Consider the following 12,789-nt stretch of genomic DNA (forward strand, 5'->3'; position numbering starts at 1 on the left):
ATGAACCCTGTGTGACGCCGAGACGGGGCTTGCGCCTTGAGATCTCCTATGCTGGAGCGGAGCGCGTCTTCAGGATCGCCGAGAACAGCGGATCGAAGGCGCGGCTGATCGGCGCCGCTGCGGCACCCAGCGCGATCGACCAGGGGTCGGTAGTGCCAAGCTGAAGGCGAGGCAGCATTCTTGCGGGCCGGTCGGCGATCGACGGCAGCAGCGGATGCATCGCCTCCACAAGCCGGCGCGCCAGCGCTTCCGGCGCGCCGCTGGTCAGGATGACGGTCTGCGGGTCGAAGATCGTCTCGATGAGGTGCACGCTCCAGCGCAGGTCATGCGCGGCCCCGTCGATCCAGGCCATCATCTTCGCGTCCTCGGCCAGCACCAGGGCGTTCATCTGTTCGTAGATATCGCTGTCCGCCGGGTTGAGGCCGAGATGCTGGTAGAGCGAGGCAAGCGAGGCGCGGTGCTCGAGCGGCGTCGAGCCCGGGCCGGCCGGCGCCAGCAGCGCCATGCCGATTTCGCCGGCATTGCCATGGCCGCCGCTGTAGAGCTCGCCATTGAGGATCAGCCCGGCGCCGATGCCGTAGCCGACATAGAGGCAGACCGCGTGGTCGACCCCGTGCGCCGCGCCCACGATGCGCTCCGCCGTGGCGCAGGCAGCGGCGTCATTCTGCAGGCCGACATTCAGCCCCGTGCCTTTGGCCAGCGTCTCCAGCAGCGGAAATTTCTGCCAGGCCGGCATCATCCATTTGTCGTCCGAGTCCTTCAGTCCGAAAGGACCGGGCATGGCAACGCCGAGACCAACCAGCCGTTTTTCCGACTGGGACGAAATGCCGGCCAGGTCGCGGCGCACACCGGCGATCAGCTCCAGGATGATCTCGACGCCCTTCGACGGCTCATCGAAAGGCAGGTTCGCCTCGGCACGCGCCAGCACGCTGCCCATCAGGTCGACGGCCACCGCGCGCGTCAGATGACGGTCGATATGCAGGCCGATGGCGAAGGCGCCTTCGGGCACCAGCCTGTAGGGGGTCGACGGTTGCCCCCTGCCCTTGCGCACCGCGTCGAGCGCCACGACCAGGCCGTCGCTTTCGAGATCCTCGATGATGTTGGAGACCGCCTGCTTGGTGAGCTGCGTCGCGCGCGCCAGGTCGGCCCGCGACAGCGCGCCATTGAGACGCAGCGCCTCGATCATGACCCGGCGGTTGTGTGCGCTGGTGCCTTCCTGGTTGGTGCCGCTTTTGGCGCGGATCGGGCTGATGTCATCCACCGGCTTTTCCCCTCTTGACTCCATTAGAATATTGATCGAGTAATTAAGTCAAGCGAGTTGACTTAATGCAAACCGAATGTCCCAAAACAAGATGGCCGAAGGCTCCCAGCCTGTCGCCACCGGTCAGCCGGGTAAGCATCAGGTCACGCGACATGGATCCGGGAAGACGATGCGACATGCCCGCATCGCCGGCCCGTCAACGCCGGAAATGGGAGAAGAAGATGCTTAAGACAATCACCAAGACACTGGTCGGCGCGGTCTTCGCCGGAGGACTGCTCGTCCCTCACGCTTTCGCCGAAACGACGCTCAACGCGCTGTTCATGGCACAGGCCGCCTACAGCGAGGCCGATGTACGCGCCATGACGGACGCCTTCACCAAGGCCAATCCGGACGTCAAGGTCAATCTCGAATTCGTTCCTTACGAAGGCCTGCACGACAAGACCGTGCTGGCCCAGGGTTCGGGCGGCGGCTACGACGTGGTGCTGTTCGACGTCATCTGGCCGGCCGAATACGCCACCAACAAGGTGCTGGTCGACGTCTCGTCGAAGATCACCGACGACATGAAGAAGGGCGTGCTGCCCGGCGCCTGGACCACGGTCCAGTATGACGGCAAATACTATGGCATGCCGTGGATCCTCGACACCAAATATCTGTTCTACAACAAGGACATTCTGGAAAAGGCCGGCATCAAGGCGCCGCCGAAGACCTGGGAAGAGCTTGGCGCACAGGCCAAGATCATCCAGGACAAGGGCCTGCTGAAGACGCCGATCGCCTGGAGCTGGTCGCAGGCCGAGGCCGCGATCTGCGACTACACCACGCTGGTCAGCGCCTATGGCGGCGACTTCCTCAAGGACGGCAAGCCGGACTTCCAGAATGGCGGCGGCCTCTCGGCGCTGAAATACATGGTCGACAGCTACAAGTCCGGCCTCACCAACCCGAATTCCAAGGAATTCCTGGAAGAGGACGTGCGCAAGGTCTTCGAAAACGGCGACGCCGCCTTCGCGCTCAACTGGACCTACATGTACAACATGGCCAACGATCCGAAGGACTCCAAGGTCGCGGGCAAGGTCGGCGTCGTGCCGGCGCCGGGCGTCACCGGCATCAGCGAGGTGTCGGCCGTCAACGGCTCGATGGGCCTCGGCGTCACCGCGGTCTCGAAGCATCCGGACGAGGCCTGGAAATACATCGAGTACATGACCTCGCAGGCGACGCAGAACCAGTATGCCAAGCTGTCGCTGCCGATCTGGGCCTCGTCCTATGACGACCCGGCCGTCACCAAGGGTCAGGAACAACTGATCGCCGCCGCCAAGCTCGGCCTGGCCGCCATGTATCCGCGTCCGACCACGCCGAAATACCAGGAGCTGTCGACCGCGCTGCAGCAGGCGATCCAGGAATCGCTGCTCGGCCAGTCCTCGCCTGAGGATGCCTTGAACACGGCCGCCAAGAACAGCGGCCTCTAAGCACTTTTCTCCAGTTGCGGGCGGCCTCGTGCCGCCCGTGCTATGTCTGAAACCAAGATCGTTAGGGAGAGGCTGCTCCGATGTCGAGCACCTGGATGACGACCCGTGCCTGGTTGCTGATGCTGCCCCTGCTCGTGGTCATGGTCGCCGTCATCGGCTGGCCGCTGGTCGATACGGTTGGTCTTTCCTTCACCGACGCCAAGCTGGTCGGCACCGGCGGCAACTACGTCGGCTTCGACAATTACACCAACATGCTGTCGAGCTCGAATTTTTCGCGCACGCTGGTCACCACGACGCTATTCGCCGTCATTTCGGTTGCCGCCGAAATGGTGATCGGCGTTCTCGCCGCCTTGCTCCTCAATCAGCAGTTCCACGGCCGCGCCATCCTGCGCGCCTTGATGATCCTGCCCTGGGCATTGCCGACGGTGGTCAACGCCACGCTGTGGCGGCTGATCTACAATCCCGAATACGGCGCGCTGAACGCCGCCCTGACGCAGCTCAATCTCATCGACGCCTACCGCTCCTGGCTGGGTGAGCCGGGAACGGCGCTGACGGCGCTCATCGTCGCCGACTGCTGGAAGAACTTTCCGCTGGTGGCGCTGATCGCGCTTGCCGCTTTGCAGGCGGTGCCGCGCGACATCACCGCCGCCTCGCTCGTCGATGGCGCGGGACCGTTCAACCGCTTCCGTTTCGTCATCCTGCCCTATCTCGCCGGCCCGCTGATGGTGGCGCTGGTGCTGCGCACCATCGAGGCCTTCAAGGTCTTCGACATCATCTGGGTGATGACCCGCGGCGGCCCGGCCAACAGCACGCGCACGCTGTCGATCCTCGTCTACCAGGAGGCCTTCTCCTTCCAGCGCGCCGGCTCCGGCGCGTCGCTGGCGCTGATCGTCACCTTGCTCGTCACCGTGCTGGCCGTCGCCTATGCAGCACTGGTCAGGAAGACCGCCGGGAGTGCCGCCTGATGGAACGCAGAAGTCCTGCCTTCACCATCTTCATCTACGGCTGCGCGCTGCTGCTCGCCGCCATCATCCTGGCGCCGATCGCCTGGCTGTTCATCATGAGCATTTCGCCGGCCGCAGATCTCGCCGCCAAGCCGCTGCGCTGGTGGCCGCAGGCCGCCGACTTCTCCCGCTACCAGACATTGCTGTCGACCGCCGAAAACAGCGCCGGCGCCGCCTTCACCTCGTCGCTGCGCAACAGCCTGGAAATATCAGGCATGGCGACGCTGGCGGCACTCGCTCTGGCCATCCCCGCCGGCTGGGCGGTGTCGCGCACGCCGGCGATCGGCTGGTCGTTGTCGATGGTCATCGCCACCTACATGCTGCCACCGGTGGCGCTCGCCGTTCCGCTCTATATGGGCCTGTCGCATCTCGGCCTGCTCAACAATGTCTTTGGCCTGGCGCTGGTCTATTTGACCATATTGGCGCCCTTCACCACCTGGCTGATGAAATCCGGTTTTGACTCGATTCCGCGCGAGATCGAGGCGGCGGCGATGATCGACGGCGCCGGCCTGTTCCAGACGCTGCGCATCATCACGCTGCCGCTGGCGGCGCCAGTAATGGCGACATCGGCGCTGTTTGCCGTGCTGCTCGCCTGGGACGAATTCTTCTACGCGCTGCTGTTCACCTCCGACCAGCGCGCCAAGACCTTGACCGTCGCCATCGCCGATTTGGCCGGCGGACGTGTTTCCGACTACGGGCTGATCGCCACCGCCGGCGTGCTGGCCGCTTTGCCGCCGGTGCTGATTGGCCTCGTCATGCAGCGCGCGCTGATTTCGGGCCTGACCAGCGGCGGTGTGAAAGGATGACGATGACTGCAGCAAGATCTCGGCCGGCCGGACTGGTCGCCATCGATCGCGAAATGGCGCGCCAGCATGCCGATGCGCGCGCTTCGTTCGAGAACAACGCGGTCATGGCGGCCGGCGTCGCCGCCTCGATCAGGAAGACCGGGCGTCTGCTGCTGCTCGGCATGGGCGGCTCGCATGCCGTCGGGCGCGCCGTCGAGCCGCTCTATCGCGCACTCGGCATCGATGCGCTGGCGCTACCGCTCTCGGAACAGCTCGGTCAGCCGGTGCCGCTGGACGGCAGGACGGTGCTCGTCACCTCTCAGTCCGGCGAGAGCGCGGAGGTCGTCAGGTGGTTTGCGGAAGCCGGAAGCGCGGCCGATGTTTTCGGCCTGACGCTCGAAGGCGGCTCCTTTCTCGCCCGCACCGCGCCTTGCCTGGTCGGCGCCGGCGGCACCGAACTGGCCTTCGCCGCCACCCGCAGCCTGACCGTGACCTTCGCCTTGCATCTGTCCATCCTGGCAGCGTTGGGCGAAGACCCAGGTGCCGCACTTGGCGCGCTGGATCAGAAACAGGACAACGACATAACGCAAGCGCTCGCAGCATTGGCCGAGGTGACGACCATCGTCACCTCGGGCCGCCGGCTGCAAGGCGTGGCCGAGGCGCTGGCGCTCGGCCTCACCGAACTGTCGCGGCTGCCCTGCTTTTCGCTCGAAGGCGGCCAGTTGAGGCACGGACCGATGGAGATGCTCGGGCCGAACGTCGGCGTCATCCTGTTTCGCGGCGAGGACCCGACGGCGGAACTGGTGACGGCGATGGCGCTTTCCGTGGTCGAGGCCGGCGCACCGCTGGTGATCTTCGACGCCTCCGGACAATCGCCGGTCGCGGGCGCCGTCACGCTCTCGTTCAAGCCGGCTTCGGGTCTCGCCGCGATATTCGCCATGCTGCCGGTGGCGCAGCGCCTGATGATCGCCTTCGCCGACAGCCGCGTCGACAATGCCGGCACGCCCGTGCGCTCCACCAAGATCACCAGGAGCGAGTGATGCGTCCGCTGGCGGTGATCGGCAATGTCAATGTCGACCTGATTGTCGGCCCGGTCGCGCCATGGCCGAAGGCAGGCACGGAAACCGTCGTCGACCATGACGATCTTCGCGTTGGCGGACAGGCCGGCAATACCGGGCTCGCCTGGCAGGCGTTGGGCATCGATTTCGAGATCGCCGCCAATGTCGGCGACGACCAGTTCGGCCGCTGGCTGCGCGAGGCGTTTGGTGCCCGCGCCGACAAATGGCCGGTGCGACCGGAGAGCACGACGCTTTCGGTCGGCATGACCCATCCCGACGGCGAAAGGACGTTCTTCACCACGCGTGGCCACCTGCCCCGCTTCAGCCTTCCCGACGTGCTTTCGGTGCTCGACGGCAAACGGCTGACCGGCGGCTATGCGTTGCTGTGCGGCTCCTTCCTCACCGACGATCTCACTCGCGACTACGAGGCGTTCTTCGACTGGGCGAACGGGCACGACATAGTCGTGGCGCTGGACACCGGTTGGCCGGTGGAGGGCTGGACCCCGGCGAACTGCAAGGCGGCCCGCACCTGGCTCGCGCGTTGCGACCTTGCCTTGTTCAACGAGGTGGAGACCGTGACCCTGGCTGGCCTGGCCGATCCGGTCGAGGCCGCGCGGCAGATCCAGTCCAGCATGAAGAAGGGCGCGACCGCCGTCGTGAAGCGCGGCCCCGAAGGGGCGATCGCCATTGGCCCGGGCGGAGCACTGGTCACGGCAACCGCGCCCGACGTCGAGGTCATCGACACGATCGGCGCCGGCGATGTCTTCAATGCGGCCTTCCTGGCCGCACTGGCGCAGGACCAGACACTGACCGTCTCGCTTGCAGCCGCGACGCAGGTGGCGTCGCGCGCCATATCAACCTTGCCCCGTAACTACGGCGAACCGATGCATCCAAGGGAAGCCACGCATGAGCGCGCTTGAAATCCGCAACGTCCGCAAGAATTACGGCAGCGTCGAAACGCTGAAAGGCATCGACATCGCGCTGCAGAGCGGCGAATTCCTCGTGCTGCTCGGCTCGTCGGGTTGCGGGAAGTCGACGCTTCTCAACATCATCGCGGGCCTCGCCGAAGCGACGAGCGGCGACGTGCTGATCGGCGGCCGCTCGATCCTGGGCGTGCACCCCAAGAACCGCGACATCGCCATGGTCTTCCAGTCCTACGCGCTCTATCCGAACCTCACCGTGCGCCGCAACATCGGCTTCGGGCTGGAGATGCGCGGCGTCGCGGCCGATGAGCGCGAAAAGGCGGTGGCCGAGGCGGCAAGACTGCTGCAGATCGAGGCCCTGCTCGACCGCAAACCGAGCCAGCTTTCCGGCGGCCAGCGACAGCGCGTCGCCATCGGCAGGGCGCTGGTGCGCAAGCCGCAGGTCTTCCTGTTCGACGAGCCGCTGTCCAACCTCGACGCCAAGCTGCGCCTGGAAATGCGCACCGAACTGAAGCGCCTGCACCAGATGCTGCAGACCACCGTCGTCTACGTCACCCACGACCAGATCGAGGCGATGACGCTGGCGAGCCGCATCGCGGTCATGCGCGACGGCAGGATCGAGCAGCTCGGCACGCCCGAGGAGATCTACAACGAGCCGGCTACGCTCTATGTCGCGGGCTTTGTCGGCGCGCCGTCGATGAACATGCTGCAGGCGACGGTTCAAGGCACAATGCTGGCCATCGATGGCGCCGAGGCGAGCCTGCCCTTGCCCGCCCGTTTCCGCGGCGCGGTGCGGGACGGAGCGCGGGTCGTGGTCGGTATCAGGCCCGAAGCACTGCGGGTCGCGGCGGATGCGGCCGCGCCGTCACTGCCGGTGGAAATAGAAGTCGTCGAGTTGACCGGTCCCGAACTGGTCACCACCGCGCGGATCGGCTCTCAGCGGCTGACGGCCTGCCTGCCGCCGGCGTCCCGCGTCGCGAAGGGCCAGGCAAGCAGCTTCGCTTTCAGCGAGGACGCGCTGCGGCTGTTCGACCCTGACACCGGCAAGGCTTTTTGAGTCTGAGCCGGAAACCGGTGCCTACCGGCTGAAAGCCTTCAGGATTGCGTCGCCGAGGCTTGCTCGGCATCGGACGAACCGGCGATCTCGAGCAGGGACGCCACCAGCAGTTCCCGCTCGTCCTTCGACAGCACGTCGGAATCGAAAAGGTTCATGCTGCGCAGCCCCTCGATGGCGAGGTAACAGACCAGTAGGGATTTGAGGTCTGACGTCTCGCCTTTCAGCCGTTCGAACAGCTGCCGCCTGAATGTCTTTATCGGCGTCATGAAATCGGGATCCTCGGCGATCGCCGAAAAGATCCACGAGGCCGAAGGTCGCTTTTCCTCGCAATCATCGGCCGACAGCCTGATGTACACCGCGAGCGGATTCTTGTCATTGTCGTTGCTGCTGGCGGTCTCCAGCGCCTGCTCGAAATCGCGCAGGTAGCCTTCGACCAGCCCCTGCATCAATTTGGCCTTGGTCGGGAAATTGTAGAGCAACCCGCCCTTCGACACGCCGGCGCGGCTGGCGACGGCATCCAGCGACAGGCTGCCGGGCCCGGATTCCCGGGCAACATCAGCCGCCGCCGCGAGTATCTTCTCGCGCGAGTTCGGTCGTTGGGCTCTCATGGCGCCTCCCTTCGCAAGCTTAGGCCCAATTGACAAGACCGTCCAGACGGTACAGTAAAGCCGCCACTATTTGAAATCGGGACCCGCAGTCGATATGTGTCCCGATGTCCGCGCTTCGCGCCGGATTTCGACTGAGGGGACTTCCTTGTTCAAGCGCATACTCCGTTTCTTCGTCATCATTCTCGTCCTGGCCGTGCTGGTCGTTGTGGTCGGCGGCATCGTCGGCTTCAACTTCCTGCGCGACAACGGCATCAAGCAGTATTTCGCCACGATGAAGCCGCCGGCGGCGACCGTGTCGACGACCATCGCCAAGCCGTCGAGCTGGACGCCGGGCGTCGAGGCGATCGGTACGGTGCGAGCCGTGCGTGGTGTCGACCTGACCGTCGAGACCACCGGCATCGTCAAGGACATCCTTTTCCATGCCAACCAGAAAGTGGCGGCCAATGCGGTGCTGTTGCAGCTCGACGATGCCGTCGAGCGCGCCGATCTCGACGCACAGAAGGCGCAGGCCGCGCTAGATCAGACGTCGCTGACCCGCGCCATCGAACTGACCAGGCGGGGCGTCGGCTCCGACTCGACGCTGGATACCGCACGGGCGGCGGCTTCGGCTTCGGCGTCCCAGGTCACCAAGCTGCAGGCCGTGCTCGACCAGAAGCAGCTGACGGCGCCTTTCGGCGGCACGGTCGGTATTCCGAAGATCGATATCGGCCAGTATTTGGCGCCCGGCACCGCCGTGGTGACGCTGCAGGATCTCGACACGATGCGGGTCGATTTCTCGGTCCCCGAACAGCAGCTGCCGCTGCTCAAGATCGGCCAGACGGTTCGGCTTGGCCTGAGCGGCGCGGACATGCCGTTTGCCGGCGAAATCCGGGGCATCGACCCCAAGATCGACCCGTCCAGCCGGCTGGTGAACATCCGGGCGGAAGTCGCCAATCCCGACGGCAAGCTGACCCCTGGCCAGTTCGTGCAGGTGCGTGTCGAACTGCCCGAGGAGCAGAACGTGCTGACGCTGCCGCAGACGGCGCTGACCACCAGCCTCTATGGCGACTATATCTTCGTGGTGCAGCCGGCCAAGCCCGCCGGCACCGCGCCGGCGCAGCCCGCCAAGCCGGAAGAAAAGCCGGCCGCGGCGGCCACCGACAAGCCAGCGGATGCGAAGCCGGCGACTGATGCCATGAAGCCGGCCGCCGACGCTGCAAAGCCGGCGGACAAAGCCGCTTCCGATGCCACCAAGCCGGCTGCCGACCCGGCCAAGCCGGCGGCGGAAGGCGACAAGCCCGCGCTGGTGCTGTCCCAGGTCTTCGTCAAGCCCGGCCGCCGCAATCAGGGCATGGTCGAGATCGTCGAAGGGCTGAAGGCCGGCGACGAAGTCGTCACGGCAGGTCAGAACCGGCTCTTCAACGGCATGTCCGTCAATGTCGACAACACCATCGACCCGACCAAATCGGCGAACAAGCAGGCCGACCAGCAATGAGCTTTTCCGATCTCTTCATTCGCCGGCCCGTCCTGTCGACGGTCCTTGCCTGCATGATCCTGCTCTTGGGTTTCCAGGGCATCTTCAACCTGTCGATCCGCCAGTATCCGAAGGTTGACGAAACCGCGATCACCATCACGACGGCCTATCCGGGCGCCAGCGCCGACCTGATCCAGGGCTTCATTTCCGCCCCGATCGCGCGCGCCGTCGCCTCGACCGAGAACATCGACTACGTCACCTCGTCCAGCCGCCCGTCCTCCAGCACCGTGACGGTGCAGATGAAGCTCGGCTCCAATCCCGACGTGGCGCTGACCGAAGTGTTGTCCAAGGTCCAGGGCGTGCGCGGCACCTTGCCGGACGCCTCCAAGGATCCGGTCATCGTCAAGGGCACCGGCCAGCAGTTCGCGATGATGTACATCTCGATGCAGAATCCGAACATGACGAAGGAGCAGCTGACGGAGTATATCGAGCGCGTCATCCGGCCCCGCATGTCGACGGTCGAAGGCGTCGCCGACGTCCAGATCTTCGGCGCCCAGCAATATTCGATGCGCGTCTGGATCGACCCTGTCCGGCTTGCCGCGCGCGGTGTGACGGCGGCGGAAGTGCTGACGGCGATCAACAATTCCAACTTCCTGTCGGCGCCCGGCAACACCCAGAACGAATATGTCGTTTCGTCGATCACCGTGCGCTCGACGCTGCAGACGCCGGAAGCCTTCGCCGAACTGCCCCTGCGCTCGACCGATGGCAATGTGGTGCGGCTGCGCGACGTCGCCCGCGTCGAACTCGGCGCGGAAAATACCGACACCAGGGTGTCCTTCAACGGCAAGCCCGGCACCTTCCTCGCCATCTTCCCGACCCCGGCGGCCAACCCGCTGACCACCGCGGCAGCGCTCACCAAGCTCGTGCCGCAGATCCAGGAAACGTTGCCGAAAGGCATGACGATCGAGGTCGTCTACGACGCGACCGGGCAGATCAGCGCTTCGATCGAGGAGGTGTTCAAGACCATCGGCGAGGCTGTTGCCATCGTCGTCGTGGTCATCCTTCTGTTCCTTGGCTCGTTCCGTTCTGTGATGATGCCGATCATCACCATTCCGTTGTCGCTGATCGGCGTCTGCTTCCTGTTGTTTGCGGTGGGCTATTCGATCAACCTTCTGTCGCTGCTGGCCATGGTGCTGGCGATCGGTCTTGTGGTCGATGACGCCATCGTGGTGGTGGAGAACATCCACCGCCACATGGAAGAAGACCACATGACGCCGATGCAGGCCGCGTTCAGCGGCATGCGCGAAATCGCCTCGGCCATCGTCGCCATGACCATGACGCTGGCCGCCGTGTTCGCGCCGCTGGCCTTCACCGGCGGCCTGACCGGCGCGCTCTTCCGCGAATTCGCTGTGACGCTCGCCGGCTCGGTGGTGCTGTCGGGCGTCATCGCCGTCACCATCACCCCGATGATGTCGGCGCGCCTCCTGAAGGCCGGCACGCCCGGCCGTTTCCAGCGCATTGTGGACGGCATTTTCGCGCGGGTCGAGCACGTCTATGAGCGTGCCGTCACCGGTTCCCTGAACTACCGTCCTTTGACGCTGATCATCGTGCTGGCGCTCGTCGGCGTGACCGGTTTCATGTTCACCAAGACCTCGAGCGAGCTGGCGCCGGAAGAGGATCAGGGCTTCCTGCTCTCGCTCGTGACCGCGCCGGCCTATGCGACATCGGATTACACCGAAACCTATGTCAACCAGATGCTCGGCCTGGTCAGGGATATTCCGGAAACGCGGGCGCAGTTCTCGGCGGTCGCCTTCGGCGGCACCACAAACAGCGCCTTCGTCGGCTTTGCCTTCAAGGATTGGGCTGAGCGCAAGCGCAATTCCAAGGAATTGCAGGCCGACATCACGGCCCGCATCGCCAAGGTGGCGGGCGTGCAGGCCTTCGTCTTCGCGCCGCCGACGCTGCCGGGCTCCGGTGGCGGCCTCCCGATCGCCCTTGTGGTGCGCTCGACGGGCGATTCCGCGGAAGTGTACAAGGCGGCCGAGCAGATCAAGAACAAGGCGCAGGCCTCCGGCCGTTTCATCGTCGTGCAGAACTCGATGTCTTATGATTCGCCGCAGGTGACTGTGACCATCGACCGCGACCGCGCGGCTGCGCTGAACCTGCCGATCGCCGATATCGGCCGCACGCTGACGCTGCTGGTGGGCGGCGCCGAAGTGGCGCAGTTCGACCGCGACTCCAACAGCTATGACATCATCCCCCAAGTGCCGCAGCAATTCCGCGACAACCCCGAAAAGCTCGGCGAATACTTCGTGCGCAGCGTGACGGGCGAGATGGTGCCGCTGTCGGCCGTGGTCAAGATTTCGAACAATGCCTCGCCGGCGGCGATCGAGCAGTTCAACCAGCTGAATTCGTCGACCATCTCGGCACTGCCGCTGCCCGGCGTCACCACGGGCGACGGGTTGAAGGTCCTCGAGGATATTGCCAGGGAGAGCCTGCCCGACACCTTCTTCATCGACTATTCCGGCCAGTCCCGGCAGGAGAAGGAACAGGGCAACACCATCCTGATCGCTTTCGCAGCGGCCGTTATCGTCATCTACCTGGTGCTGGCGGCGCAGTTTGAAAGCTTCCGCGACCCGTTGATCATCATGATGGCGGTGCCGCTGTCGATCTTCGGCGCGATCGTGCCGCTCAATCTCGGCCTCGGCACGCTCAACATCTACACGCAGGTGGGCCTGATCACGCTGATCGGCCTGATCACCAAGCACGGCATCCTGCTGGTCGAATTCGCCAACCAGCAGCGCGAGGCGCATGGCATGCGGCGGCGCGACGCCATCATCGCCTCGGCCAAGGTGCGCCTGCGGCCGATCCTGATGACGACGGCGGCGATGGCGCTGGGCGTCGTGCCGCTGATCACGTCGAGCGGCGCCGGTGCGGCGGCCCGCTACTCGATGGGCCTGGTCATCTTCACCGGCATTCTGGTCGGCACCATGTTCACGCTCTTCGTCGTGCCCATGTTCTACACCTTCATCGCCAGCAAGGACCTGCCGCATCTTGCGGAAAAGCCGGATCCGAGGCTGATGCCGGCATTGCCGGACTGACAGAAGCCGAAGAACAAAAAAGAGGCCGGGAAATCCCGGCCTCTTTTTTTGGCTGCGCTCGATACCGCCGGGATGTTCC

General features: G+C 65.0%; 10 protein-coding genes. 8 read left to right on the forward strand and 2 right to left on the reverse strand.

Annotated elements, in window-relative coordinates; genetic code table 11:
- Positions 1-46: 46 nt before the first annotated feature.
- Positions 47-1,261: an ROK family transcriptional regulator gene (locus QQK95_RS09735; RefSeq protein WP_284271497.1), complete on the reverse strand. Its 1,215-nt coding sequence runs from the start codon at positions 1,259-1,261 to the stop codon at positions 47-49.
- Positions 1,262-1,482: 221 nt separating this feature from the next.
- Here QQK95_RS09735 and QQK95_RS09740 point away from each other — a divergent pair, with 221 nt between their 5' ends.
- From QQK95_RS09740 to QQK95_RS09765, 6 genes are all read left to right on the forward strand, one after another.
- On the forward strand, positions 1,483-2,721 hold the full coding sequence (locus tag QQK95_RS09740) for an extracellular solute-binding protein (protein WP_284271500.1): 1,239 nt from the start codon (positions 1,483-1,485) through the stop codon (positions 2,719-2,721).
- An 80-nt stretch (positions 2,722-2,801) separates the two neighbouring features.
- Positions 2,802-3,686, forward strand: coding sequence for a carbohydrate ABC transporter permease (locus QQK95_RS09745; RefSeq protein WP_010911840.1), 885 nt, complete (start codon positions 2,802-2,804; stop codon positions 3,684-3,686).
- Entirely contained in the window at positions 3,686-4,531 is an 846-nt protein-coding gene (locus QQK95_RS09750) for a carbohydrate ABC transporter permease (RefSeq protein ID WP_284271504.1), read from the forward strand. Before QQK95_RS09745 ends, QQK95_RS09750 begins: the two co-directional genes overlap by 1 nt.
- Positions 4,532-4,533: 2 nt before the next feature.
- A complete protein-coding gene (locus QQK95_RS09755; RefSeq protein WP_284271506.1) occupies positions 4,534-5,550 on the forward strand; it encodes an SIS domain-containing protein in 1,017 nt (338 codons plus the stop codon).
- Entirely contained in the window at positions 5,550-6,488 is a 939-nt protein-coding gene (locus tag QQK95_RS09760; protein WP_284271508.1) for a PfkB family carbohydrate kinase, read from the forward strand. The genes QQK95_RS09755 and QQK95_RS09760 overlap by 1 nt, the downstream gene beginning before the upstream one ends.
- On the forward strand, positions 6,475-7,548 hold the full coding sequence (locus QQK95_RS09765) for an ABC transporter ATP-binding protein (protein WP_284271510.1): 1,074 nt from the start codon (positions 6,475-6,477) through the stop codon (positions 7,546-7,548). Before QQK95_RS09760 ends, QQK95_RS09765 begins: the two co-directional genes overlap by 14 nt.
- 38 nt (positions 7,549-7,586) lie before the next feature.
- On the opposite strand, the gene QQK95_RS09770 is transcribed toward QQK95_RS09765, so the two are convergent.
- Positions 7,587-8,156: a TetR/AcrR family transcriptional regulator gene (locus QQK95_RS09770; RefSeq protein ID WP_284271513.1), complete on the reverse strand. Its 570-nt coding sequence runs from the start codon at positions 8,154-8,156 to the stop codon at positions 7,587-7,589.
- 145 nt (positions 8,157-8,301) lie between these two features.
- Between QQK95_RS09770 and QQK95_RS09775 the strand changes: the two genes are divergently transcribed.
- Together QQK95_RS09775 and QQK95_RS09780 are read left to right on the forward strand one after the other, a co-directional pair.
- Complete coding sequence (locus QQK95_RS09775) at positions 8,302-9,630, forward strand: efflux RND transporter periplasmic adaptor subunit (protein ID WP_284271515.1); 1,329 nt, start codon at positions 8,302-8,304, stop codon at positions 9,628-9,630.
- Positions 9,627-12,710, forward strand: coding sequence for an efflux RND transporter permease subunit (locus QQK95_RS09780; protein WP_284271517.1), 3,084 nt, complete (start codon positions 9,627-9,629; stop codon positions 12,708-12,710). Before QQK95_RS09775 ends, QQK95_RS09780 begins: the two co-directional genes overlap by 4 nt.
- Positions 12,711-12,789 lie beyond the last annotated feature (79 nt).

Source organism: Mesorhizobium huakuii (genome assembly GCF_030160235.1).
Lineage (GTDB): Bacteria > Pseudomonadota > Alphaproteobacteria > Rhizobiales > Rhizobiaceae > Mesorhizobium > Mesorhizobium huakuii.